Raw genomic sequence first — 25,882 nt, forward strand, 5'->3', positions numbered from 1 at the left:
AAAATATTATTGTTTGTTTATCTGAGTGCAACATTGCTCACTTTATCGATGGGCATGTTATTTTATTTGAGTATATTTAGCTAAATTATCTAAGCCCTAGGGTAATACTCGGTATATAAACCGAACACCGAACCTTATATTCAAGCGGTTAATAATTTCGGTATAAACACGGTATGCTTGTCTTGTGTCTATACAAACTTATTGCTTAGAAACACTCGAAACAATAAGGAACCATTAAATACTAACCAAAACGACAATAGGTGTCAACCAATCAATAATTATTGGTAATAGAGTTGGTTTAACTTATTAAAAACAATGAAGCTTATAGGTGTTACCCGTATTCATCTAAGCTATTTTATAGTTTAACCATTTCATTTATAACAGTCAGATAAAAACCAAGTGTATGATTTAAATACCCTTTAACTAAAGTTTATTGTTAAATACATACTTATCATTATATGATAATTTATTATATTTTTAGCTCATACAAAGCGCTGTAGTTTTACAATAACGTTTATATTGTTACTAATAAACATCACTTTAATGGCTATTATCTAATAGATTAGTGTTGAATCAATTGTGCGCCGCCACCTGGTCAACCAATAAAAAATATATGGTTGATCAGAAAAAATTCAACCATAACCTATTTAGACCATTACAATATATAAACTACACTCCTTTATATTTTATTAGAATATAAAAGATACATATAAAAATAAAAACATTCGTTATTACTAATGCACAATAATCGACCAAAAACTGTTTATTCAATAACTTACAAGATAAAACAACAATAAACAAACAACCTGGTAACCAACAAAGCAAATATTGGTATACCAATTTGCACATATTTACACTTGTTTTGTATAACCAAAAGATTGACCTTTCCAATTTTTATTGTAACTATCTGTAGTAATTCCTTATCAGTACTAAGTAATTTACTTGTAAGGTGTTGGGGGTTTAGGGGACGACTTTTATAAATTAAAGATGTGGCTTTTGAGATGTTTACAAATCAAATTTCAAAAAAACTACACAGGGGAAATATATGAGACAAAAATTATCAAAATTAACATTAGCGATTCTTTCAGCTACCTCGCTGAATTTTGCAGCATCGGTAAGTGCACAAGAAGCTGAAATAGATCCACAAGTAAACAATGAAACTGAAATTGAAGTAATTCAGGTTACGGGTATGCGAAGCTCTCTAACGACTGCCCTTGCAGAAAAACGTGAAACAGCTAACCTGGTCGAAGTCATTATGGCTACAGATATTGGTAAGCTACCTGACCAAAACCTTGCAGAGGTTCTTGAAAACGTAACAGGCGTTCAAATCACAAGAACAGCTGGTATAGGTACTGGTGTTCAAATTCGTGGTAGTAACGCTAACCGTGTTGAAATTAATGGTGCTTCTACAGTCGGCTCAGGGTCTGGACGAAGTGGTATGAATTTTGAAGATCTTTCAGCGGCCATTATCGCGGGTGTTGAAATAACAAAATCACCAGAAGCTAAAACGACCGAAGGCTCTATTGGTGGCACGGTAAATTTACGTACTATTCGTCCTCTTGAGTTGACTGAGACATTAGGATCACTTCGCTTACAAGGTGAAGACAGTAGTTTAACCACTGATGGTGTTCAGCCAAGATTCTCAGGAGCATACGGAGATAACTGGGAACTTGACTCAGGTAAATTTGGATTTGTTATAAGTGGTAGCTACGCTAAACAAGAAGCTACGTCATTTCGTCCACGCGTTGACCGTGATGGTAGCCTTGTTGAAAATGTTAACGCTGACGTCTATAGAAGTGGCACATTAGAAGATCAAGCAACTAAAAGACCTGCAGCTCAAGATTTCGATTTTCTCGGCATTCAATTCCTTAATCAGGAATTAGAAAATTTTGAATATGAAACAACCAATATTGCCACTACTCTTGAGTTTGCCCCTAACGACAACACAAAATTTTTCTTTGATGCTATTATTACCAGCCAAGAGCGTCGTCAAGAAAGTACACGAGTACAAGGTTCAGGTGTTAATAGTGTACTTAACTACACTTTACCTTCTCAGTTTGAAACAATAAACTTTGGCTCTCTTGATGGTGTAAATCTAGGCAGTATTCAAGCGGCTACCAGAGGCACAATTCAACCAATCAATTCAGTTGATGACGACGATCCAAACTTACGCTTTAACAGTGATACTGGTGCTCGTGTAACAGACACCGAAGTTTTTAGATTTGGTGGTGAATGGCAAGGTAATAACTTATTTGTAAGTGCAGAGTTATCTACAGCAAATTCTGATACCGTTACCCCTTCATTAAACACTCAATTAAACTTTATTAACCCTAACCCACTGACGCCTCTTGATGGTTCGAGTAACGATAACAGTGTGCCATTTATTTATGATTTAACTGGTGACTCATTGGCATTTGGTATTGATTTTGCTTCTCCATTCGCACCAACTGTTGATGATTTACTTAATCCAAATAACGTTGTGCTAGATCAGGTAGACATAAGTAGAAGCTCTACAGATAATTCTGAAAATGCATTCCGCACTGATTTCACTTATTTTATCGATGAAAGTATGATCACTTCTGTTGATTTCGGTTATCGCTACAATGAAACAAAACATAGTGCAGTATCAATATCTGATCGTATTGGTGGCTTCAGCAAAATGGTTGATAGTCCAAACGGCGCTTTGTTTTCAGAACTTCTTATTGCTGGTCCTAGCCACTTTGGTGATGCTGATGGCAGAGAACTAGCCCTTAGAAATTTTCTTATTGTTAATCCAGACTTAGCATTCAATGACCCAGACGGTGTGTTAGCGACCTTAGAAGCGGCTATTGTTGCTCATGGTGGTAACCAAGACTTTTCAAACCTAACACCTTCAGATACCGCAGCTTTTAAAATAAAAGAAGAAACGCATGCGCTATACGCACAAGCAAACTTTGAATATAAAATGTTCCGTGGTAATTTTGGTGTTCGTCATATATCAACAGATATTGCATCAACAGGTAATACAGTAGTCAATGGTGTTGCAACGCCAGCAACAAACAAAGGTGATTATAGTTATACATTACCTCGTTTGAATTTAGTTGCCGATGTAACTGACGATGTGGTTTTACGTTTAGGTTGGGGTAAAGACATTCTTCGTCCTAACTTTGGCGATTTAAATACCTCGGTATCATTTGGTACAAACGAAAATCAATCTGTCGAAATTGGTAATGCTGGTTTGGAACCTGAAGAAGTCACTTCGTTTGATCTTTCTGCTGAATGGTATTTTGCTGAGGCAGCAGTAGTTAGTATCGGCTATTTCAAAAAAGAACGTACTAACTTATTTGTTACTCAATTAGAAAGTGCTGCAATTGACGCAAACGGTTGGCGTGAACCTGGACCTACATGTGCAGGAGGCGGTATCTATAACCCTGCTGTTCAGCCTAATGCAATCGGAGATCCAAATACCACAGGTTTGTGTGTTGATGTTGAAACACTTTTTAATGATACTGCAACAACGACTCAATCAGGTATAGAAATGGCTGTCCAGTATGACCTTTCCAGCTTCGAAGAAGACTTAGGTTGGGCATCAGGTTTCGGCATTGTCGCCAACTACACCATACAAGAGTATAAAGGCGGTTCAGCTTTTTACACTTCAGCGTCACGCGGAACAGATATCCTTAATGCAATACAAGGTGTTTATGACGATGCAAACTTTGTCACGTATTCATCAGAACGAGGTTTACTTGATTTTTCAGAAAACGCTTACAATGTAGCTGTTTACTATGAAAAATTTGGTCTTTCAGCAAGATTACGTTATACGTGGCGTGATGCGTTCCGCACTGAAGATACTGCAGCGGGTGCTAGCCTTAACTCTACATTAGGCTTCCCTGTCGTAACGCATGACAGAGGACAACTTAATGCTAGTGTAAGTTATGACGTCGATGAAAATTTAAACCTTGGTGTTGAAGCTGTCAACTTAACAGAGTCAGACATTACACAGTCATGTGTTAATGAAGGGGCTATGTTATGTGCTCAAGGTATAACAGACCGTCGTATTACCTTTGGTATTAGCTACAAGTTCTAAGAAATAAAAAGCGCTTATTCCGTTCTATAGTTATATTTATTTGTATGTAAGCGCTGTAGGTAAAGCATCAACTAAGTCATTAATGAGAAAAATCTCGTTAATGACTTTTTTTTAAATAAAAATAGTGCTGTGATAACAACCAAGGTTATCGTAGAAAATAAAGAGTGATTTTCTAAAATGATAAAAGTGTAATGGAGGTTAAGCGGACTATTTATTAAGACAAATTAGTGTCTACATTAGCTCGGCTATGTGGCATTAGTGATTAGTAGACTAAAAAATTATAATTCCAGACGAGATTAACCCCTTAAGCACTAAAGCATTTTATTTTAAGTCATTACTCGACTAGATTAGATGAAAGACCCTAACAATGAATCTATGACCAATAAAAAAGCGACCACTCAAAAGAGTAAGTCGCTTTATAATTAAGATCTCATATCTACTGATTAGATCTCAAACCTATTTATCGATAACAACAATTTTCTTTAATATAAGACTTATTACTCAACGGTAACTGATTTTGCTAAGTTACGAGGTTGATCAACATCTGTGCCTTTAATTATTGCGACATAATATGAAAGCAATTGCAGTGGTAACGTATAAACAATGGGTGCGATTAAATCGTCACATACCGGCACATTAATAACTTTCATCGTATCATCACTGGCAAAATTTGCTTCACTGTCAGCGAACACATACATTAAGCCACCGCGCGCACGGACTTCTTCAACATTTGATTTAAGCTTTTCAATTAAATCATTTTTAGGCGCAACAACGATTACAGGCATATCAGCATCGATTAACGCTAATGGTCCATGTTTTAATTCACCAGCGGCGTATGCTTCAGCGTGGATATAAGAGATTTCTTTTAACTTCAAAGCCCCTTCCATAGCGATAGGATATTGGTCGCCACGACCTAAAAACAAAGCGTTGTGTTTGTCAGCAAAGTCTTCTGCTAAATCTTCGATAGAACTTGCTAATGCTAAGACTTCTTCTAGTTTACTGGGTAAAGCCATTAATGAACTGGCGATTTCATTTTGAACCGTTTCACTCATACCGTGATGTTTACCTATAGCCCATGTCATCATTAACAAGCCGACTAACTGTGTGGTAAATGCTTTGGTAGAAGCAACGCCAATTTCTGCACCCGCTTTGGTCATGAAAGCGAGATCAGATTCACGTACTAAAGATGAACCGGCTACGTTACAAATAACTAAGCTGGCTTTATAGCCAAGCTCTTTTGCTAAGCGAAGTGCCGCTAAAGTATCAGCTGTTTCACCCGACTGAGAGATAGTTACAATTAAGGCATTTTTAGGAACATGAGACTTTCGGTATCTAAACTCACTAGCAATCTCTATATTACAAGAAACACCCGCTAGCGACTCTAACCAATACCGTGCCACCATACCTGAATGGTAGCTAGTACCACAGGCAATAATCTGTACGTGTTCGATACCCTTAAATATTTCATCCGCGCCTTCACCAAAAGTATTCATATCGAGCACATTACCAGACAAGCGACCCTCTAAAGTATTTCGGATAGCCGTAGGTTGTTCGTAAGTTTCTTTTAGCATGTAGTGACGGTATTCACCTTTATCACCACTGTCTTGACTGATATCTTGTTCTTTTGCTTCACGCTTTACGGGTACGCCGTTAGTATCAAATACGTTAACTTCAAAACGAGTGACTTCAGCAACGTCACCTTCTTCAAGAAAAGCAAACTTTCGCGTGACCGGTAATAGCGCCATCATATCAGAGGCTATAAAATTTTCACCTACGCCATAACCTATCACTAAAGGGCTGCCAGAGCGTGCAACAACTACACGACTCTTATCGGTCGTATCAAGTACAACTGTGCCATAGGCGCCATCAAGCTGCTTAACTGTTTTTTGTACTGCTTCAAGTAAGGTCGCTGATGTTTTCAATTCAAGATGAACTAAATGAGCAATAACTTCAGTATCTGTTTCTGAAACAAATTCGTAGCCCAAGCCCTGCAAACGTATTCTTAAACTTTGATGATTTTCGATGATACCATTATGAACAACAGCGATATTTTCACTAGATACATGTGGGTGAGCATTCACTTCACTTGGCGCACCATGAGTAGCCCAGCGCGTATGAGCAATACCTGTTCCACCTGATAAAGGGGTTGTTATTAAAGCGTCTGCTAACTCTTGTACTTTGCCTAAGCGGCGTACTCTGTTTAATTGGTTGTTATTATCGATAATAGCAACACCGGCTGAGTCATATCCACGGTATTCTAGGCGTTTTAACCCTTCAACTAATATATCTGCTACATCACGTTGTGCTACAGCACCTACGATCCCACACATAGTTTTTTCCTTTTATTTTGCAATGAGTAATTTAACGTCTTGTTCTAAGAGTTTGGCTTTGAGTTCATCAGACAGATCTGCATCAGTGATCAGTATGTCTATATTTTGCCAAGGAATTTCAACGTTAGGTATTTTACGATTAATTTTTTCAGATTCAACAAGTACAATAACTTCACGAGAGACGTCGGCCATCACGCGGCTAAGCCCTAAAAGCTCATTAAAAGTAGTCGTGCCACGCTCTATATCGATACCATCGGCACCAATAAAAAGTTGGTCAAAATCATAAGATCTCAAGACACTTTCCGCTACTTGACCTTGAAAAGACTCAGAATGTGTATCCCAAGTGCCCCCGGTCATCAATAATGTCGGTTCATTTTCAAGCGCATGCAAGTCAGAAGCTATAGCTAAAGAGTTGGTCATTACGATTAAACCTTGTTTGCTATTAAGCTCTTTCACTAAGGCCGAAGTCGTACTACCGCTGTCGATAATGATGCGGTTATGATCACGAATAAGTGTTGCCGCTTTACTGGCAATTGAAACCTTTCGTTTCGAAACTTTATCAGACTTATGCTCAATAATATCTCTAGGCAAAGGCACAGCTCCACCGTAGCGTCTGAGCAATAATCCGCTATTTTCTAGCGCAGCTAAATCTTTTCTGATGGTTACTTCTGAAGTAACGAATTTTTTTGCAAGACTATCGACACTTACTTCTCCGTGCTCATTAAGCTCAGAGATAATACTGTGGCGACGCTGCTGGGTGTTTCTTTTTGACATGCGATTAGTTTATCTTTTGTTTCGACACTTATCTTACAGAATAAGTTTCGTTTAGTAACTTAAGCTATTAGAACAAAAGTATGCTTTTATGGCAATAAATATTTATTTCACTGATATTAATCCTAATTAATATCAGTGAACATAAAAAAGAGGCACATATTGCGCCCCTTTCATTTTAAATATCAATTAACCTAGCTTTTTTTGGTCGGTCTTTGCCAGCCGGTTATATTTCTTTGTTTACCTCTAGCAACCGCTAATTCACTGGCTGCTACATCTTTAGCAATAACAGAGCCTGCACCTATGGTGGCATTAGCACCGATAGTAACCGGGGCCACTAACGAACTATTTGAACCGACGAAAGCACCGTCATCTATAATGGTTTTAAACTTATTAACGCCATCATAGTTACAAGTGATGGTTCCAGCACCAATATTAACATTTTGACCAATAATCGTATCGCCCAAATAAGTTAAGTGTCCCGCTTTACTCCCAGCTCCTAAGGTTGTTTTTTTCATTTCAACAAAATTACCAACATGAGAGTCTTTATTCATTACAGAGCCGGGGCGCAGTCGAGCAAATGGTCCGACAGAACAGTCTTTACCAACAACGGCGTCTTCGATAATACTATTTGCTTTAACTATGCTATTTTCGCCGATTGTACAATTTTTTAAAATACAATTGGCTCCTATTTGCACACCACTCGCTAAGGAAACATCACCTTCGAAAATACAATTGATATCGATATGCACTTCTTCTCCAATGACTACGTTTCCACGAATATCGATGCGGTTAGGATCACGTAGGCTTGCCCCCGCTATCATTAACGCTTCGGCTTCACGTAGTTGGAAAGCTCGTTCTAATGAAGCAAGTTGCACTCGATTATTGGCACCTTCAACTTCAATCTCGGTATCGGGATGAGCAGTAGCAATAGTTTTACCTTCATGATGACATGCGGCAATAATATCAGTTAAGTAATATTCACCTTGGGCATTGTCACTTGACAAATTTGCTAACCAACGTTTTAAATCTCCACCATTTGCTAATAAAATGCCGGTATTAGCTTCGGTAATTAATAACTGTTCGGCCGAAGCATCTTTTTGCTCTATGATGCCAACCACTGCATTATCTTTACGCATAATACGACCGTAGCCAGTAGGATCAGCTAAATTTACCGTTAGTAATCCCATACCATGGTCTGGTTTAACCGCTAATAATTTTTCTAATGTACTAACTTTGGTCAGTGGTACATCACCATAAAGCACTAAAACATTTTCATTATCTTTAATGAAAGGTGATGCCATATCTACGGCATGTCCGGTACCTAGTTGTTCTTTTTGTTCAATAAATGTTAAATCATCATTTGCACTACTATTCGCTATTGTCGCTTTTAATACTTCACCACCAAAGCCATAGACAATATAGATATTATCGGCGTTTAATTGGCGTGCAGCATTAATGACATGGCTAACCATAGGTTTGTCAGCAATTGCGTGAAGTACTTTAGGGAGTGATGAACGCATGCGAGTACCTTTACCCGCGGCAAGAATGACAACTGAAAGAGACATAGTATATCCGTTATTTATGTTTTTGATGGTAATAACAAATATTGTAACCTTGTTTTAACAGATAAACTATAGCCAAGTAGCGCTATAAGTATCTGATATATTTTTACATCATCAAGATTAATTGTTTAACAAGGTTCAGTAAATTTAACCGAGTGGCTGTGTAGTAAGACTTAATTAGCCAGTATATTAAAGACAAAAAAAAGCGATATAGACCTTAAGTAAATATCGCTTCTCTGTCACTAAAACTTAGTGCTTTGTCTGTAAAGTTAGACTTTTTTATTAGACGCTTGTATTACGCGTAATTGCGCAGTTACTCGCGCTAATTCAGCCGCAACTTCAGCAAAACCAACATCTCCGCCATGGGCGTTCATGTGTTTTTCTGCACGTTGCTTAGCTTCTAATACTTCTTTTTCATCCAAATCGTCTGCACGTATCGCTATATCAGCTAATACGGTTACGTTATTTGGTTGAACTTCTAACATGCCGCCAGAAAGATATATAACATCTACTGAGCCACCATATTTAACAATACGAGCCATACCAGGTTTTAGCGAGGTCAATAAAGGTGCGTGACCAGGCATAATACCTAGTTCACCTTCTGAACCTGTGATCTGTAATGATTCAATACGTCCAGAGAATAGATTCTCTTCTGCACTTACTACATTTAGATTTACCGTCATTGCTGACATTTTGACCTCCTAAAGTAGGCGGTTAGATAGTCAATAAGTCGATGACTTACGTTAACCTAACACGCCCAAGCAAATTACATGTTTTTAGCTTTTTCAACTGCTTCTTCGATAGAACCAACCATATAAAAAGCTTGCTCAGGTAAATCATCGTATTCACCTGCAAGTAAGCCTTTAAAACCACTGATAGTGTTTTTAAGTGACACATACTTACCAGGAGAACCGGTGAATACTTCAGCAACAAAGAACGGTTGAGATAAAAAGCGTTGAATCTTACGTGCACGATTCACAGCTAATTTGTCTTCTTCAGATAATTCATCCATACCTAAGATGGCGATAATATCTTTAAGTTCTTTGTAACGTTGTAATGTTGATTGAACACCACGGGCAGTTTCATAATGCTCAGCGCCAACAACTAATGGATCAAGTTGACGAGAAGTAGAATCTAGTGGGTCAATTGCAGGGTAAATACCTTGCGAAGCGATATCACGACTCAATACAACCGTTGCATCTAAGTGAGCAAAAGTAGTAGCTGGAGAGGGATCAGTCAAATCATCTGCTGGTACATATACCGCTTGGATTGAAGTGATTGAACCTTTCTTAGTTGAAGTAATACGCTCTTGAAGTACACCCATTTCTTCAGCAAGTGTTGGTTGATAACCAACCGCTGATGGCATACGACCAAGAAGTGCAGATACTTCAGTACCGGCTAATGTATAACGGTAAATGTTATCAACAAAGAATAATACGTCACGACCTTCGTCACGGAATTTCTCTGCCATTGTTAAACCTGTAAAGGCAACACGTAAACGGTTTCCTGGAGGCTCGTTCATTTGACCGTAAACAAGTGATACTTTATCAAGTACATTTGAATCGTTCATTTCATGATAGAAATCGTTACCTTCACGAGTACGCTCACCTACACCAGCAAATACTGAGTAGCCGCTATGCTCAATCGCGATGTTACGAATAAGTTCCATCATGTTAACGGTTTTACCAACACCAGCACCACCGAACAAACCAACTTTACCACCCTTAGCGAATGGACAAACTAAATCGATTACTTTGATACCAGTTTCAAGTAGCTCATTTGACATCGCTTGGTCAGCATATGCTGGCGCTTGGCGGTGAATTGACCACTTTTCTTCTTCGCCGATTGGGCCAGCTTCATCGATAGGCTCACCCAATACGTTCATGATGCGACCCAAAGTTGCAGTACCTACTGGAACTTGGATGTTCTCACCTGTGTTTTCTACATTCAGACCACGACGTAAACCGTCAGATGAACCCATGGCGATAGTACGAACTACGCCACCACCAAGTTGCTGTTGTACTTCAAGTACTAAGCCACTAAGGTTACCTTCAGTTATTTTTAACGCGTCATATACCTGAGGTACAGCATTTTGTGGAAATTCTACATCCACAACTGCGCCAATGATTTGGACGACTTTACCTGTACTCATGTTTAATCCTCTAATCTTGTGCTCTTATTTACTAATAAAATAAACAAAGAACTTTTGTTTATACCGCTGCTGCACCAGCACAGATTTCACCCAATTCTTGAGTAATACTTGCTTGACGCGCTTTGTTATATACCAATTGTAAATCATCAATTAAGTCACCCGCATTATCTGTTGCAGCTTTCATTGCAACCATACGAGCAGCTTGTTCACAGGCGAGATTTTCAACCACACCTTGATATACTTGCGATTCCGTATAACGAACGAGCAGTTTTTCAAGTAAAACTTGAGCATCAGGTTCGTATAAATAATCCCAGCTATGCTTAAATGCGTCATCATCTGACTTAGGCAAAGGTAAAAGTTGATCGATTGTTGGTTTTTGCGTCATGGTATTAACAAATTTGTTATATACAATGAACAATCTATCTATTTCACCACTATCATAGGCATTCAACATCACCTTAACACTACCAATTAAATCAGTTAGTGAAGGATTGTCACCTAATCCAGACTTCTGCGACACTATTTTAGCACCGATATTGTTAAAAAATGACGTAGCTTTAGAACCCACTATGGCAAATTCAACATCGGCGCCCGCTGTTTGGTGTGTACCCGCATCAACAAGTACCTTTTTAAATAAATTAATATTTAAACCACCACACAAACCACGGTCTGTTGAGACAACGATATAACCTACACGCTTGACTTCACGTTCAACCATATATGGATGACGAAATTCTAAATTACCAAGTGCGACGCGACCGATCACATCTCGCATATTCTCAGCGTATGGACGAGATGCAGCCATGTTATCTTGCGCTTTGCGCATTTTACTAGCTGCAACCATTTCCATTGCGCTGGTGATCTTCTGTGTATTTTTTACACTTCCAATCTTTGATTTAATCTCTTTACCACCAGCCATGACTATTCTCCAAAAAGGTGAACTAAATTACCAAGTTTGAGTAGCTTTAAAAGCTTCAATTGCTTTCGCTAAACCAGACTCGATATCTTTGTTATAGTCGCCTTTTTCATTGATAGTAGCCATCAACTCAGCGTGATCATTGTTTACGTAAGTGCGTAATGCATCTTCAAAATCAACCACTTTAGCGATTTCAACATCGTTTAAGTAACCTTTTTCTGCAGCAAATAACGATACAGCTGTTTCAGCAATTGACAATGGACTGTATTGCTTTTGCTTCATCAGTTCAGTAACACGTTGTCCATGCTCTAATTGAGCACGAGTCGCGTCATCTAAATCTGAAGCAAATTGAGCAAATGCAGCTAATTCAGCATATTGTGCTAAGGCTAAACGTATACCACCACCTAACTTCTTGATGATCTTAGTTTGCGCAGCACCACCAACACGAGAAACAGAAATACCAGCGTTAACAGCAGGACGAATACCTGAGTTAAATAGGTTAGACTCTAAGAAAATCTGACCATCAGTAATTGATATTACGTTAGTTGGTACGAAAGCAGATACATCACCCGCTTGCGTTTCAATGATAGGTAAAGCTGTTAATGAACCCGTTTTACCTTTAACTGCACCGTTGGTAAACTTTTCTACGTATGCTTCGTTTACACGAGCAGCACGTTCAAGTAAACGACTATGAAGATAGAAAACGTCACCTGGGTAAGCTTCACGACCTGGTGGACGACGTAAAAGTAATGAAATTTGACGGTAAGCAACTGCTTGCTTAGACAAATCATCATATACGATTAATGCATCTTCACCACGATCTCGGAAGTATTCACCCATAGTACAGCCAGAATATGCTGACAAGTACTGTAGTGCGGCAGCTTCAGAAGCACCAGCAACAACAACGATAGTATTATCTAACGCGCCGTGTTCTTCTAAAGAACGTACTAAGTTAGCAACTGTAGAAGCCTTTTGGCCTATTGCTACATATACACACTTAATACCAGTATCTTTTTGGTTAATAATGGCATCTAAAGCGATGGCAGACTTACCAATTTGACGGTCACCAATGATAAGTTCACGTTGGCCACGGCCAATTGGAATCATTGAATCAATTGATTTAATACCTGTTTGTACAGGTTGATCAACAGATTTACGTTCGATAACACCTGGTGCTAAAACTTCAACAGGAGAAAAACCATCATTTTCAATAGGTCCTTTACCGTCAATAGGTTCACCCAAAGTGTTAACCACTCGACCTAATAAACCACGACCTACTGGTACTTCTAAAATACGACCAGTACTTTTAACTTTTACGCCTTCAGCTAAGTCAGCGTATGGACCCATAACTACCGCACCGACCGAATCACGGTCAAGGTTTAACGCGATAGCAAAACGGCTACCAGGAAGTTCGATCATTTCACCTTGCATTACATCAGCAAGGCCATGTATACGAATAATACCGTCAGTTACAGAAACGATAGTACCTTCGTTGCGAGCTTCGCTGACAACGTCAAACTGTTCAATACGATTTTTGATCAGTTCGGCGATTTCAGTGGAATTCAGTTGCATGCTCTTTTCCCTTATTCTAGGATTGTAAAATTGTTGCTAAACGGCTCAATTTACCTTGTATAGAGCCATCAATTACCATGTCATCAGCTTTAATAATTAAACCTGAAATAATAGTCGCATCGACAATACAATTAAGCTTTACTTTTCGAGCCAAACGCTTTACAAGCGCGGCGCTAAGTGTTGTTTTTTGCTCTGCTGTAATTTCTACAGCTGAGGTTACATCCACAGTAACTTCTTGCTCAAATTCAGCTTTAAGTGCTAAAAATTGCGTCAAAACATGTGGTAGCACCAACAAGCGTTCGTTTTCTGCCATTATTTTCAAGAAATTTTGGCCTTGACTGTCTATTTGCTCGCCACAAACACTTAAAAAAAGTGCTTGTGCCTGCTCGACTGAAGCACCACCAGAAAGAACCCCTTTAATGGTTTCATCTTTGGCAACTTCAGCAGCAAAGGTCAGCTGTGATAACCAGCTATCAATAGCCTTTGCTTCAACAGCAAAATCGAACGCTGCTTTAGCGTAAGGACGAGCGACAGTTGTCAATTCAGACATAGCTCTATTCCCTCTTAAAGTTCAGCGACGAATTTATCTAAGATGTCACTATGTGTGGCGGCATCAATAGAACGTTCAAGAATCTTCTCGGCACCGGCGACAGCAAGAATAGCAAATTGTTTGCGCAATTCTTCTTTAACACGGTTACGTTCAGTTTCGATTTCTGTGTGACCTGTAGCTAAGATTTTTTCTTTCTCAGCTTGAGCTTTTACTGCAGCTTCTTCAACTATTTGCGTTTCACGTTTTTTCGCTGCTTCGATAATTTCGGCAGCTTGTGACTTAGCTTCTCTAAGTTGAGCAGTAGCTTTTTCTTGAGCAAGCTCAAGATCATTTGCAGCACGGTCTGAAGCAGCAAGTCCATCAGCGATCTTTTTCTGGCGAGCTTCAATAGCATCGTTCAATGGTGGCCATACATATTTCATGCAGAACCAAACAAAAACAACGAATGCTATTAATTCACCAATTAGAGTGGCGTTTAAATTCACAACCGCTCCTCCTTAATAGTAAGCTGTTCAAATAATGAAATTAAAGTACAAACAATAATACCATCGCGATACCAACACCGATCATAGCAACGGCATCGATTAAACCAGCTAAAATAAACATTTTCACTTGTAGTGAAGGAGCTAGTTCTGGTTGACGTGCACACGCTTCCAAGAATTTACCACCCATGTTACCAAAGCCAATTGCAGTACCAATAGCACCAAAACCGATTAGTAAAGCAACTGCGATAAACTTAATCGCTTCAGGCATTGTTAATATTTGTTCCATTTTTTTCTCCAAAGTTTTAATTGTAAAGTTAAAGTTAAGGTTAAAGGTTAAAAATTAATGATTATCAGAACTCGCCATACTTAAGTAAACGATTGTTAGCATCATAAAGACGAATGCTTGCAATACGATAACTAATATATGGAATACAGCCCAGACAAAGTGCAATGGAAGCTGCATCAAACCAACAGCGCCAATTAAGATGAATATTAATTCACCTGCATATAAGTTACCAAACAAACGTAGTGCTAACGAAAATGGCTTAGCAACAAGAGCAATGGTTTCAAGTAATAAATTACAAGGGATCAAAAATACCATCGCTAACTTGTTTTTGGTGTTGAACGGGTGCAAGGTTAATTCTTTAACAAAACCGCCAAGACCTTTTATTTTTATTGAATAAAAAATCATCAATAAAAACACGCCAAGTGCTAGAGCAGCCGTTAAATTAATATCTGTTGTTGGTACAACTTTCATGTAGACATCGTGACTGTCCATGCCGAAAGCAGTTTCACCGACAAAACCAGCAAATGCAGGTAAGAAATCAACTGGAATTAAGTCCATTAAGTTCATTAAAAAGACCCAAACAAATATCGTTAAGGCTAATGGTGCAATTAATGTACTTTTTCCTTGGAACGTTTTATTAACGTTGTCACCGACAAACTCGACAACCATTTCAATAAAACATTGAAATTTATCAGGAACACCTACAGTAGCTCCTTTAGCAGCTTTGCGAAAAGTCCACAAAAACAGCATACCTAGGCCAATTGACCATGCTAGTGTATCTATATGCCATGTCCAAAACCCACTGTCACTACATGCTTTATTAAATGCTAAACCAGTATCGGTTGTACACATTTTTGCATTAGTTAAATGGTGTTGGATATGGCTTGATAAGGTGACTTCTTCTGCCATTTTATTATCCCAAAAGTTAAAGTTTATAAATCTTTATCGCCAGTGAATTAACGTTCAGTTAAAAAAACTGGCAGTAGTAATGTTAAAAACACCACCACACAATATGTGCTTAAAAATATTAAGGGTGAAATCACTAAAAATTTAAATACTAGCGCGAATAATAACGCTGTATAGAGCATTTTTAATTTTACGCCGGTATAAAAAGATTCCATAACCTTTCTTGAGGCATTTGCACCTGCATACTTAAATGCTTTATAAGCGAAAATAATATTAGGAACTATCACCACTACTCCACCTACAAGTAAAGAGTAAGCGTATAAGAGTCCCCAATTGAAATATGTTATTACCGCGCATATAACGACCAACATTGTCATTATACCGATTTGTCTCGACGCTAATTTTCGACCAGGCGTAGTTAATAAATTTTGATAACCTTTCGCCACTGCGGTCTCCAACGTAATGCTTCGTAGTCATAGTATTTTTTAAAGTTAATACTTTAACTTTAAAAAAGTCGTCGCAAGTATACTTAATTACAGCACTAATGCAACAAAATAGGGCGTTGATTGCCCCAATATGTACAAAATTTAACACTAAATTTAGAAAGCTTTAATCGAAAATGAAAACGTTACCTTTGAATGACATAACTAAAGATAAAATAGTTAAATAAAACTTATTTTTTATCGTGGTTAATGGGTAATAAACAATATTTTTTATTATTACCCGTTAACTACCTTAAATATAATATGCGCGCAATCTAATAAGAGTTGAAGCGAGAAATAATACTATCAAGCTCAGATAGGTCGCTGTAGGAGATAACCAATTTTCCTTTACCTTTTTTGTTATGAGCAATTGTCACCTGTGAACCAAATCTTTCTGATAAATTTTGCTCTAAACTTTTAGTATCTGGGTCTTTTTCTTTTTCTTCAATCACCTTCTCTGGTGCTTGTATCTTTTTAATTAACGCTTCTGTTTCACGAACGGTTAAATCTTTAGCAACAACAGTTCTAGCCGCATTACTTTGTATGTCTTTTTCTAATGCTAGTAACGCACGTGCATGTCCCATTTCGATATCACCGTGTTCTAGCAATGTCTTAACGTCTTCGTTGAGATTATTTAAACGCAGTAGATTAGAAACAGTCGTTCTAGATTTACCCACCGCATTGGCTACTTCTTGGTGCGTTAACTCAAATTCTGTTAATAAACGCTCTAATGCAATAGCTTCTTCCATTGCATTAAGATCTTCACGCTGAATGTTTTCAATTAAGGCAATAGCGATTGCAGCTTCATCGGGTACATTTTTAATTAAACAAGGAACCTTGTCCATTTTAGCTAATTGCGCGGCTCGCCATCGACGCTCGCCAGCAATTATTTCATAATTGTTTTCACTAATATTTCGAACAACAATTGGCTGTATAATTCCTTGAGAAAGAATAGAATTTGATAAATCTTCTAAAGCCTCAGCCGACATATCTTTGCGGGGTTGGTATTTACCCTGTTGTAATTGCTCTATGGGTAAATATTGTAATTCACTGTCTTGATTAGAAGATAAATTACGTTGAGTCGCATCATCAGTTTCTTTATTTGATGTTAATAATGCATCAAGGCCACGACCTAGGCCTCTACGTTTTGCTGGACTCATAATTTTCCTTCGGGTTTATCTAAATAGTTAATCAATTGTTTTTTCAGGTTTTTGTTTTTTTTGTTCTGCTTTACGTAATATTTCACCGGCAAGTGCTAAATACGCTTTTGCACCAGTTGATGACTTATCGTAATACATTACTGGTGAGCCAAAACTGGGTGCTTCAGCTAAACGGACATTACGTGGAATTACGGTTCGGTAAACTTTATCACCAAAATGACGTTTCAATTGTTCTGAGACATCATTAGCTAATCGGTTACGGGGGTCGTACATCGTTCGCAAAATGCCTTCTATGTGTAAGTCAGCATTCACTACCGATGTTAACTGCGAAACTGTGTCCATAAGTGCTGTTAAGCCTTCTAATGCATAGTATTCACATTGCATGGGCACCAACACCGAATCAGCAGCAGTCATGGCGTTCACTGTCAGCATATTCAATGAAGGAGGGCAGTCAATTATAATATAATCATATTGATCGCGAATAGGGGCTAAGGCATTTTTTAGACGATGTTCTCGAGAATACACTTGCATTAATTTGATTTCAGCAGCAGTAACATCAGTGTTGGCGGCAATTAAATCATATAAACCTGACGTTTCTCGACATACCACTTCTTCGAAAGACTTTTGTTCGACAAGTAATTCATAGCATGTTGCGTGTACTTCATACTTATCGATTCCACTGCCCATAGTGGCATTGCCTTGAGGGTCTAAATCAATTAATAATATTTTTCGTTTGGTTGCTGCTAGTGAGGCAGCTAAATTAACAGATGTTGTTGTTTTACCAACCCCACCTTTTTGGTTAGCAACCGCAATGATTTTTCCCACAATGACCTCGAAAGTATTTTATTATATTATTATTTTTTTTAGTTTAATAACATGGCGTTCGCCTTGTAAATTAGGCACGATTATTTCGCTACTGTCTACAAACTTTATATGTTCTGGTAATTGTTCTATTTCTTCGCGGGGAAATTGACCTTTTAGTGCATAAAATCGCCCCGTTTCATCCGCAATCAGATGTTGACACCAATTGACCATATCTTCAAGTGATGCAAATGCTCGACTTAACACACCATCAAAGAGTTCATCAGGTTGATATTTTTCAACCCTGGATAAAACTGGTGTGACATTCTTGAGCTTTAGTTGAAAAACCACTTGTCGTAAGAAAGTGATTCTTTTACCTAAACTGTCCAATAAAACAAAATTTCTTTCAGGGTATAAAATAGCTAGCGGTATACCTGGTAAACCTGGTCCTGTACCTACATCAATAAATGATTGACCTTTTAACTCTTTGCCTACCATTAGGCTATCCATTATATGTTTAACCAGCATATCACTGGTATTACGGACAGATGTTAGGTTATAAGCCTTATTCCATTTATCTAACAATTCAACATATTGAATTAATAAATCTATTTGTGCTTCATCGAGTGTTAATTCGCTTTTATCAATGAGTAATGTTAGTTCAGTTTTAAGTGTCATTTTTTTTTCGCGTTTTAATAATTTTAATTAGGCAATCTTACGTAACAAACCATGCTTTTTAAGATAAACCAATAATAACGATATCGCTGCTGGTGTAATACCGGATATACGTGATGCTTTGCCAATTGTTTCAGGTCGTGAATCACTTAATTTTGCCACAACTTCATTTGATAAACCCGATATTTGGGTAAAATCAAAATCTAGTGGGATCAGCGTATTTTCGTGTCGTTTCTTTTTTGATATTTCATCAAGTTGTCTATCAATATAACCTGCATATTTAATTTGAATTTCAACTTGCTCTGCAGCTTGTTTATTTGTAATTGCCGGTCCTAAACCTTCTATTTTCATTAAATCATCGTAACGAACTTCAGGGCGTCTGATCAGATCTTCTAAACTATTTTCTCGACTGATATCGGCTTTAAGTAGCTCATTGATTTGATCTACGCCAGAGTGATCTTTTTGGATCCAGGTTGTTTTTAAGCGTTGACGCTCTAGTTCAACCATCTCTATTTTTTCGTTAAAGGCTTTCCAGCGAGCTTCATCAACTAAGCCCAGTTTATAACCTTTTTCTGTTAATCTGATATCAGCGTTATCTTCGCGTAACAATAATCGGTATTCAGCACGTGAAGTAAACATACGGTAAGGTTCTTTAGTGCCTAGCGTCGCTAAGTCGTCAACCAATACGCCCATGTAAGCTTCATCGCGGCCTAAAATAAGTTCTTCTTTTCCTTGTACTCGAGCTGCAGCATTCGTCGCCGCTAATAGCCCTTGAGCTCCAGCTTCTTCATAACCAGTCGTACCGTTAATTTGTCCAGCAAAATATAAATTTTCAACAAATTTACTTTCAAGGGTTTGTTTCAAATCGCGAGGATCAAAGTAATCATATTCAATAGCGTAGCCCGGTCGAGTGATATGAGCGTCTTCAAAACCTTTGATTGAACGTACTAATGCCATTTGAACATCGAAAGGCAAACTTGTTGATATACCGTTAGGATATATTTCATGGGTTGTTAACCCTTCAGGTTCAACAAATATTTGATGAGAATCTTTATCTGCAAAGCGAGTTATTTTATCTTCTATTGAAGGACAATATCTTGGTCCAACGCCTTCAATAACGCCAGTGTACATTGGCGATCTATCGAGACCATTTCTAATAATATCATGGGTATTACTGTTGGTATGGGTAATGTAACAAGGTACTTGAGCTGGATGATCATCTCTTGATCCCATAAATGAAAATACCGGTCGAGGATCATCGCCTGGTTGTTGCTCCATTTTAGTAAAATCTAAGCTGCGTGCATCTAAACGAGGTGGGGTACCTGTTTTTAAACGATCCATTCGAAATGGCATATCACGTAGATTTTTTGCTAAATTTACACTTGCAGGATCTCCTGCTCGGCCACCTTGGTAATTATTCAAACCGATATGAATTTGTCCTGCTAAAAATGTGCCAACGGTTAAAACAACGGACTTCGCTTTAAATTTCAATCCCATTTGTGTAGATACACCGACAATTCTATTATTTTCTAGAATAAGATCGTCACAAGGTTGTTGAAAAATAGTAAGATTTTCTTGATTTTCTAAATGACTTCTAACATACGAGCGATATAAAATTCGATCAGCCTGTGCTCGTGTAGCACGAACAGCAGGACCTTTACTGGCATTTAATGTTCTAAATTGAATTGCAGCATGGTCTGTAGCCGTTGCCATTAATCCGCCTAAGGCATCAATTTCTTTAACAAGATGTCCTTTGCCAATTCCGCCAATGGCTGGATTACATGACATTTGACCTAAGGTGTCGATGTTATGCGTTAACAATAATGTTTTACAACCCATACGTGCTGCTGCAAGACATGCTTCAGTTCCGGCATGACCACCACCCACTACGATTACGTCATAAGATTCTTGGTACCACATAAATTTCAGGCCTTGATTAAACGTTAAAAATATTTTTATGAATAATTTGTTATTCAAAAATTAGGGAACGTATTTTAGCGCTTTTTTGCGATGAGGGGAATGATCAAATGACTAAAAAGATCTGAGTGTGATCCTTCTTATAATATATAAGATCTTTAAAGAGATCTTATTACTATTACTTATTAGTAAAGCCATTTTCTGTTGATAAGTCCTTTTTTCTTATAAATAACAGTTCATTAGTACGATCATAACACTGTGATCAAACTTTGATCAAAGGGTTTTAAACCTATGATCAAAATGGCTAGTTATCCACAAGCTAAATAAATTAGAATTCTATACACTGAATAATAATAAGAAATTAATAGCTTTTACCCAGACTTACCCACAGATGGTTGTTGTAGGGGACAGTTTTGTTGATAACTTATGAGTAAGATCTTTATAAAAGATCTTTATTAGTTTCTAACCAACGTTGAGCAAGATCCTCTGGATCTATTTCATCACTCATATCTAAGGTTTTGATCACGACTATTTCATTGCAACCCCTTGATAGTAATAACTTTTGAAAATCTTTAGCGGCTTTACAAAAGGTATCATAATTTGAATCACCCAAACCTATGATCATAAATTTAACTGGGGATAGATCTATAGTGCTATTTTTAAGATCTTCAACAAATTTTTGAATGTTGTCAGGAAAGTCTCCAGCACCATGAGTCGATGTACAAATTAGCCAAGTTTGATTATCGGCTATTATTTGTTCAAATTCGGGCTGCAAGTGAAGAGTTGTTTGGTGATTTAGTGCCAATAATGTCTCTTCACAGGCTTCAGCAACATACTCAGATCCACCTAACATACTGCCAACAATGATTTGAAATGAGCTCATTTTGTCCCTTTTTTCTTAAATTTAAAGTGGTATTTAGCGTTATTTTCCGATACAAAAAGACGAAAATATCTCTGTTAATAAGTCGTCATTGGTAAATTCACCAGTTATTTTATTGAGTTCTATCTGACATAAACGTAACTCTTCAGCAAGAATTTCTCCTGCGACATAAGATTCAAGCTGTTCTAAACCAATAATTAAATGATGGTGAGCTTGTTCTAATGCGGCTAAATGTCGTCTCCTTGCCATAAATCCTCCTTCGGTACTGCCCTGATAGCCCATAATACTTTTTAAATGGTCTTTGAGCTCTGCTATGCCATCACCATTTTTTGCCGATAAGGTTACCGTAGGAATATCATTAGTCGCCGATAAACCGGTCGCTATGCCCTTAATATCTGCTTTGTTTTTAATAATGCTTAAACCAATATTTTTGGGAAGTTTGGCAAAAAATTCTGGCCATAATTTCTGTGGATCATCATTATTATCATCACAAGCATCGATCATAAGAAGCACTCTATCTGCTTGATTTATTTCCTGCCAAGCGCGTTCAATACCAATTTGCTCTACTTGATCGTTACTTTCACGTAGGCCGGCCGTATCAATAATATGCAGTGGCATACCATCGATGTGTATCTGCTCTGTAAGGACATCTCGTGTTGTTCCTGCTATATCTGTGACAATAGCTGCTTCACGTCCGCTTAATGCATTTAACAAGCTTGATTTACCGGCATTAGGTCGTCCAGCGATAACTACGCGCATTCCTTCACGAATAATACTGCCCTGATGGGCTTGGCTTTGAACCTTTTCTACCTGACTTATGATTTTTTTCAGATCGCCAACAACTTTTTCATCAGCAAGAAAGTCTATTTCTTCTTCAGGAAAATCAATTGCGGCTTCAACATACATTCTTAAATGAATAGTACTTTCGACAAGTTGATTAACAAGCTTAGAAAAATCACCCTGTAGTGAATGTAATGCACAACGAGCCGCTTGCTCTGAACTCGAGTTGATTAAATCAGCGATGGCCTCAGCTTGTGTTAAATCTAATTTGTCATTAATAAATGCCTGCTCACTAAATTCACCGGGTTTTGCCATACGTACTTTAGGTAGTGCTAAAATTTCTTTTAACAGCATATCTAAAATCACGGGTCCACCATGTCCTTGCAATTCAAGGACATCTTCACCAGTAAATGAGTGGGGCGCTTTAAAATATAAGGCAATGCCTTGATCGAGCGTTTGCTGGTTAGCATCATTAAAGGGTAAATACTCAGCTTTTCTAATTTCAGGTATCTTGCCCAAAATAGCCTGAGCAACACTCTTAACTTCAGGTCCAGATATTCTGATAATACCAACGCCACCTCTACCAGGTGCAGTAGCTTGTGCGGCAATGGTTTCTTTTTGATATAAAATTTCGGTCATAATCATTTCCTAGATAATAGCTTAGCTATTATAAACATTTTTCACTGGAAATAAAAAAGGCGACCTAATAGGCCGCCTTTAATAATTTTACGCTGTAGAAATTAATCTTTAGCTTTGGCTAGTTTAGCTTTTTCAATACCACTGAAAATAATTTTCATTTGAGCAATTGAAATCATGTTACTGACAAACCAGTAAAGTACTAAACCTGATGGGAACCAAGCCATAAATACAGAGAATGCCACTGGCATGTATTGCATTATTTTCTGTTGCATCGGATCTTGTATCGTCATCGGTTGCATTTTTTGCATAACGAACATACTTACACCCATAAATACCGGTAATATAAAGTAAGGGTCCATAGTAGAAAGATCTTCTATCCAGAAAAAGAACGGTGCATGTCGTAGTTCAACACTTTCTAAAAATACCCAATACAATGCTAAGAATATTGGCATTTGAATGATCATTGGTAAACAACCACCGGCTGGGTTCACTTTTTCTTTTTTGTACATTTCCATGGTAGCTTGTGACATTTTCTGACGGTCATCACCAAAGCGTTCTTTTAACTGTGCCATTTTAGGCGCAAGTTCACGCATCTTAGCCATTGAGGTGTATTGTGCTTTTGTTAATGGATACATAGCACCCTTAACGACTAAGGTAATTACAATAATCGCAATACCCCAGTTAGTAACTAAAGACTGAATTTGAAGTAATAACCAAAATAGTGGCTTACTGATCATGAATAAAAAGCCGTAATCTATAGTTAACCCTAAGTTTGGCGCTATCTCATCAAGCTTATATTGATCCTTAGGACCAACATAAAAAATAGCTGAGGTTGTCGCTTGGCTATTTGGTTGAATAGTCACAGATGGTGACTTAAACCCAATAACTGCTTCATTGTTAGCAGAATAACTTGAATAAATATTGTTATCGGCAGTTAGACTCGGTACCCATGCGGAAACAAAATAATGTTCAAGCATTGCAACCCATCCACCAGCAGTAGCTACATTTAATCTTTTTTCTTCAATGTCACCAAAATCGTATTTTTCATAGCGATCTTCAGTTGTCGAATAGGCTGCACCACGATACGTAGGCATTAATGAACTGCCACTTTCTACTAAAGTAGACTGTTTTAGTTGTCCGTACATTTGAACGGTAGCAGCGGTAGTTGCAGTGTTGTTTATAATATATTCAACATTTACGCTGTAGTCTGATTTTGTAAATGTAAAACGCTTTGTTACGTTTAAGCCATTTTCAGCAGTATATTGTAAATCAACGATTAATGGATCATCGCCTTCTAACTGGTAGTTTTTGCTACTCGTTTGGTAAATAGGACGTCCGGACACTTTATCTATGCCTTGCGCGCCTATTAAACCACTTTGTGCGATGTATTTACGGCTACCGTTTTGCAAAACGGTAAAAGGAATATCGTTTCCTTGTTCGGTATTAAATTTGACTAATTTCGCATCAATGATATCACCACCGCTAGTCGCAATTTTTACTATTAACACGTCAGTATTAATTGTAATGACTTGTTCTTTTGCTTTAGTAGGCGCTGACATTGGCATTGCTGAGCTTGATGATTCAGGAACAAAATCTCCATTGCCGGTAGCAATTTGATCAGATGTTTGAGTCATTGTTGTTTGAGCTACTACGGGTGCATTATCTTTTTGGTATTCAGTGAATAGCAAATAAGTAACAACCATAAGCGCAATAAAAAGAAAACTGCGTTGAGATTCCATAATTTATTATTTCTCTTCTTTTGATGGTGGCACGGGATCTAATCCACCCGCGTTTAATGGGTGGCATTTTAGTATACGTTTGGCTGCTAACCAACAACCTTTTATCACACCGAAGCGATTTATCGCTTCAACAGCATAAAAAGAGCAAGTTGGATGGAATCGGCAGTTATTACCCAGTAGTGGACTAAGCCAGCGCTGGTAAGCTTTTACAAGAGCTATGGCTAGCTGTTGTGCCGCTGAATTATCTTTCGCCATATTTTTTCTAATTGTTTTCTTATTTCGGCATTTTCTAACTGATCAGTACCAGACTTTACCATTACAACCATATCGATGTTAGGTAAGTCGTGCTGATTGAGTCGAAAGCTTTCTCTGATTTGACGTTTAATACGATTTCGCTGAACAGCTAATTTAACGCGTTTTTTAGCAATAGCTAAGCCTAAACGATTACGTTCATCAATATTTGGACTAACAAGAATGGTTATGTGGCTAGAGCCGAAACGAAGAGGTTTAGAAAATACAGATTGAAAGTGACCGGGAGTCAACAAGCGTGACTCCCGATTAAATTCATAATTAACCATGATGGTTAAAATATCTCTTAATTAAAGATTAAAGAAGAGATTATGCGCTAAGGCTTTTACGGCCTTTCGCACGACGACGTGAAATTACTGCACGACCGTTTTTTGTAGCCATACGTGCACGGAAACCGTGGTTGCGTTTACGCTTTAATACACTAGGTTGAAATGTTCTTTTCATTACGCTCATCCGTCTGTTGTTGTTGCCCTGGCAAACAGCCGTATTGAGCACACTGGTTCTAAAAAAAGAGGCCGAATTTTATAGTTTGTAGCAGGTGTTGTCAATGCTTATAGTAATCTATTTTAAAAAGATCCTAATAGATCTTTAGGTTAATTATTTATATCCACAGTTTTATAACATTTGATCAAATAATTTCCATAATAATATAAGCAATTGCCACTAATAGCTAAATAATATGTAAACGATATTTTAGCAGTAAATTAGTCTAAGAAGACCGTTTTAATTGCTTATGTGTGGTTTTTTTTATTTATTTTCTCTAAAAGGGCAACTATTTAAAAGTCAATATTGATGTTGTGGATAACTATGGTGATAATAGACACATTACAAAATACCATATTTACCGACTTTTGTTTTATTTGTCATATTAGCTAAAAGATGATTTAACAAAAGATAGCGT

At 37.7% G+C, this 25,882-nt stretch carries 23 protein-coding genes; 1 reads left to right on the forward strand and 22 read right to left on the reverse strand.

Annotated elements, in window-relative coordinates; all coding sequences use genetic code 11:
- The first annotated feature begins 1,045 nt into the window (after positions 1–1,045).
- Entirely contained in the window at positions 1,046–4,066 is a 3,021-nt protein-coding gene (locus tag H4J56_RS01545) for a TonB-dependent receptor (RefSeq protein WP_182258760.1), read from the forward strand.
- A 497-nt stretch (positions 4,067–4,563) separates the two neighbouring features.
- Here the strand turns inward: H4J56_RS01545 and glmS are convergent, their stop codons facing one another.
- From glmS to rpmH, 22 genes are all read right to left on the reverse strand, one after another.
- Positions 4,564–6,396 carry a glutamine--fructose-6-phosphate transaminase (isomerizing) gene (gene glmS, locus H4J56_RS01550; protein ID WP_182222558.1) on the reverse strand — a complete coding sequence of 611 codons (1,833 nt, stop codon included), beginning with the start codon at positions 6,394–6,396 and terminating at the stop codon, positions 4,564–4,566.
- A 12-nt stretch (positions 6,397–6,408) separates the two neighbouring features.
- A complete protein-coding gene (locus H4J56_RS01555; RefSeq protein WP_182217845.1) occupies positions 6,409–7,170 on the reverse strand; it encodes a DeoR/GlpR family DNA-binding transcription regulator in 762 nt (253 codons plus the stop codon).
- 191 nt (positions 7,171–7,361) lie between these two features.
- A complete protein-coding gene (gene glmU, locus H4J56_RS01560; RefSeq protein ID WP_182250792.1) occupies positions 7,362–8,735 on the reverse strand; it encodes a bifunctional UDP-N-acetylglucosamine diphosphorylase/glucosamine-1-phosphate N-acetyltransferase GlmU in 1,374 nt (457 codons plus the stop codon).
- 266 nt (positions 8,736–9,001) lie between these two features.
- The gene (locus H4J56_RS01565) at positions 9,002–9,424 is read right to left on the reverse strand and encodes a F0F1 ATP synthase subunit epsilon (RefSeq protein WP_070375313.1); all 423 of its coding nucleotides are present in this window, start codon (positions 9,422–9,424) and stop codon (positions 9,002–9,004) included.
- A 74-nt stretch (positions 9,425–9,498) separates the two neighbouring features.
- Positions 9,499–10,884, reverse strand: coding sequence for a F0F1 ATP synthase subunit beta (gene atpD / locus H4J56_RS01570; RefSeq protein ID WP_070375312.1), 1,386 nt, complete (start codon positions 10,882–10,884; stop codon positions 9,499–9,501).
- A gap of 58 nt (positions 10,885–10,942) precedes the next feature.
- A complete protein-coding gene (gene atpG, locus H4J56_RS01575; protein ID WP_070375311.1) occupies positions 10,943–11,803 on the reverse strand; it encodes a F0F1 ATP synthase subunit gamma in 861 nt (286 codons plus the stop codon).
- Positions 11,804–11,830: 27 nt separating this feature from the next.
- On the reverse strand, positions 11,831–13,372 hold the full coding sequence (gene atpA, locus H4J56_RS01580) for a F0F1 ATP synthase subunit alpha (protein WP_070375310.1): 1,542 nt from the start codon (positions 13,370–13,372) through the stop codon (positions 11,831–11,833).
- Between the two features lie 16 nt (positions 13,373–13,388).
- A complete protein-coding gene (gene atpH / locus H4J56_RS01585; RefSeq protein ID WP_070375309.1) occupies positions 13,389–13,922 on the reverse strand; it encodes a F0F1 ATP synthase subunit delta in 534 nt (177 codons plus the stop codon).
- Between the two features lie 14 nt (positions 13,923–13,936).
- On the reverse strand, positions 13,937–14,407 hold the full coding sequence (atpF, locus tag H4J56_RS01590) for a F0F1 ATP synthase subunit B (protein WP_070375308.1): 471 nt from the start codon (positions 14,405–14,407) through the stop codon (positions 13,937–13,939).
- Between the two features lie 40 nt (positions 14,408–14,447).
- The gene (gene atpE, locus H4J56_RS01595; protein WP_086745850.1) at positions 14,448–14,675 is read right to left on the reverse strand and encodes a F0F1 ATP synthase subunit C; all 228 of its coding nucleotides are present in this window, start codon (positions 14,673–14,675) and stop codon (positions 14,448–14,450) included.
- A gap of 72 nt (positions 14,676–14,747) precedes the next feature.
- On the reverse strand, positions 14,748–15,602 hold the full coding sequence (atpB, locus tag H4J56_RS01600; RefSeq protein WP_182175911.1) for a F0F1 ATP synthase subunit A: 855 nt from the start codon (positions 15,600–15,602) through the stop codon (positions 14,748–14,750).
- 47 nt (positions 15,603–15,649) lie between these two features.
- The gene (locus tag H4J56_RS01605; RefSeq protein WP_182217504.1) at positions 15,650–16,045 is read right to left on the reverse strand and encodes an ATP synthase subunit I; all 396 of its coding nucleotides are present in this window, start codon (positions 16,043–16,045) and stop codon (positions 15,650–15,652) included.
- Positions 16,046–16,356: 311 nt separating this feature from the next.
- The gene (locus H4J56_RS01610; RefSeq protein ID WP_182217502.1) at positions 16,357–17,241 is read right to left on the reverse strand and encodes a ParB/RepB/Spo0J family partition protein; all 885 of its coding nucleotides are present in this window, start codon (positions 17,239–17,241) and stop codon (positions 16,357–16,359) included.
- 27 nt (positions 17,242–17,268) lie between these two features.
- A complete protein-coding gene (locus H4J56_RS01615; RefSeq protein WP_070375304.1) occupies positions 17,269–18,066 on the reverse strand; it encodes a ParA family protein in 798 nt (265 codons plus the stop codon).
- 21 nt (positions 18,067–18,087) lie between these two features.
- Entirely contained in the window at positions 18,088–18,720 is a 633-nt protein-coding gene (gene rsmG, locus H4J56_RS01620) for a 16S rRNA (guanine(527)-N(7))-methyltransferase RsmG (RefSeq protein WP_182222561.1), read from the reverse strand.
- Positions 18,721–18,747: 27 nt separating this feature from the next.
- Complete coding sequence (gene mnmG, locus H4J56_RS01625; RefSeq protein WP_182217500.1) at positions 18,748–20,637, reverse strand: tRNA uridine-5-carboxymethylaminomethyl(34) synthesis enzyme MnmG; 1,890 nt, start codon at positions 20,635–20,637, stop codon at positions 18,748–18,750.
- 436 nt (positions 20,638–21,073) lie between these two features.
- On the reverse strand, positions 21,074–21,517 hold the full coding sequence (locus H4J56_RS01630; RefSeq protein WP_182230302.1) for a flavodoxin domain-containing protein: 444 nt from the start codon (positions 21,515–21,517) through the stop codon (positions 21,074–21,076).
- A 39-nt stretch (positions 21,518–21,556) separates the two neighbouring features.
- Positions 21,557–22,933: a tRNA uridine-5-carboxymethylaminomethyl(34) synthesis GTPase MnmE gene (mnmE, locus tag H4J56_RS01635; RefSeq protein ID WP_182230301.1), complete on the reverse strand. Its 1,377-nt coding sequence runs from the start codon at positions 22,931–22,933 to the stop codon at positions 21,557–21,559.
- Positions 22,934–23,034: 101 nt separating this feature from the next.
- Positions 23,035–24,672, reverse strand: coding sequence for a membrane protein insertase YidC (gene yidC, locus H4J56_RS01640; RefSeq protein ID WP_182222564.1), 1,638 nt, complete (start codon positions 24,670–24,672; stop codon positions 23,035–23,037).
- 6 nt (positions 24,673–24,678) lie between these two features.
- Positions 24,679–24,927, reverse strand: coding sequence for a membrane protein insertion efficiency factor YidD (gene yidD / locus H4J56_RS01645; protein WP_070375298.1), 249 nt, complete (start codon positions 24,925–24,927; stop codon positions 24,679–24,681).
- A complete protein-coding gene (rnpA, locus tag H4J56_RS01650; protein ID WP_070375297.1) occupies positions 24,894–25,250 on the reverse strand; it encodes a ribonuclease P protein component in 357 nt (118 codons plus the stop codon). The genes yidD and rnpA overlap by 34 nt, the downstream gene beginning before the upstream one ends.
- Before the next feature lie 40 nt (positions 25,251–25,290).
- Complete coding sequence (rpmH, locus tag H4J56_RS01655; RefSeq protein ID WP_070375296.1) at positions 25,291–25,425, reverse strand: 50S ribosomal protein L34; 135 nt, start codon at positions 25,423–25,425, stop codon at positions 25,291–25,293.
- Positions 25,426–25,882 lie beyond the last annotated feature (457 nt).

It is taken from the genome of Colwellia sp. BRX8-4 (assembly GCF_014077345.1).
In the GTDB taxonomy this organism is placed as follows: Bacteria; Pseudomonadota; Gammaproteobacteria; order Enterobacterales; family Alteromonadaceae; genus Colwellia_A.

What these genes read in the sequence shown, in the direction of transcription:
- H4J56_RS01630 (WP_182230302.1), bottom strand. Translation starts at nt 21,517, where the DNA reads ATGAGCTCATTTCAAATCATTGTTGGCAGTATGTTAGGTGGATCTGAG.
- mnmG (WP_182217500.1), bottom strand. Translation starts at nt 20,637, where the DNA reads ATGTGGTACCAAGAATCTTATGACGTAATCGTAGTGGGTGGTGGTCAT.
- H4J56_RS01565 (WP_070375313.1), bottom strand. Translation starts at nt 9,424, where the DNA reads ATGTCAGCAATGACGGTAAATCTAAATGTAGTAAGTGCAGAAGAGAAT.
- rpmH (WP_070375296.1), bottom strand. Translation starts at nt 25,425, where the DNA reads ATGAAAAGAACATTTCAACCTAGTGTATTAAAGCGTAAACGCAACCAC.
- H4J56_RS01545 (WP_182258760.1), top strand. Translation starts at nt 1,046, where the DNA reads ATGAGACAAAAATTATCAAAATTAACATTAGCGATTCTTTCAGCTACC.
- rnpA (WP_070375297.1), bottom strand. Translation starts at nt 25,250, where the DNA reads ATGGTTAATTATGAATTTAATCGGGAGTCACGCTTGTTGACTCCCGGT.
- atpE (WP_086745850.1), bottom strand. Translation starts at nt 14,675, where the DNA reads ATGCCTGAAGCGATTAAGTTTATCGCAGTTGCTTTACTAATCGGTTTT.
- H4J56_RS01610 (WP_182217502.1), bottom strand. Translation starts at nt 17,241, where the DNA reads ATGAGTCCAGCAAAACGTAGAGGCCTAGGTCGTGGCCTTGATGCATTA.
- glmU (WP_182250792.1), bottom strand. Translation starts at nt 8,735, where the DNA reads ATGTCTCTTTCAGTTGTCATTCTTGCCGCGGGTAAAGGTACTCGCATG.
- atpG (WP_070375311.1), bottom strand. Translation starts at nt 11,803, where the DNA reads ATGGCTGGTGGTAAAGAGATTAAATCAAAGATTGGAAGTGTAAAAAAT.
- rsmG (WP_182222561.1), bottom strand. Translation starts at nt 18,720, where the DNA reads ATGACACTTAAAACTGAACTAACATTACTCATTGATAAAAGCGAATTA.
- atpA (WP_070375310.1), bottom strand. Translation starts at nt 13,372, where the DNA reads ATGCAACTGAATTCCACTGAAATCGCCGAACTGATCAAAAATCGTATT.
- H4J56_RS01555 (WP_182217845.1), bottom strand. Translation starts at nt 7,170, where the DNA reads ATGTCAAAAAGAAACACCCAGCAGCGTCGCCACAGTATTATCTCTGAG.
- yidC (WP_182222564.1), bottom strand. Translation starts at nt 24,672, where the DNA reads ATGGAATCTCAACGCAGTTTTCTTTTTATTGCGCTTATGGTTGTTACT.
- yidD (WP_070375298.1), bottom strand. Translation starts at nt 24,927, where the DNA reads ATGGCGAAAGATAATTCAGCGGCACAACAGCTAGCCATAGCTCTTGTA.
- mnmE (WP_182230301.1), bottom strand. Translation starts at nt 22,933, where the DNA reads ATGACCGAAATTTTATATCAAAAAGAAACCATTGCCGCACAAGCTACT.
- atpH (WP_070375309.1), bottom strand. Translation starts at nt 13,922, where the DNA reads ATGTCTGAATTGACAACTGTCGCTCGTCCTTACGCTAAAGCAGCGTTC.
- atpB (WP_182175911.1), bottom strand. Translation starts at nt 15,602, where the DNA reads ATGGCAGAAGAAGTCACCTTATCAAGCCATATCCAACACCATTTAACT.
- glmS (WP_182222558.1), bottom strand. Translation starts at nt 6,396, where the DNA reads ATGTGTGGGATCGTAGGTGCTGTAGCACAACGTGATGTAGCAGATATA.
- atpD (WP_070375312.1), bottom strand. Translation starts at nt 10,884, where the DNA reads ATGAGTACAGGTAAAGTCGTCCAAATCATTGGCGCAGTTGTGGATGTA.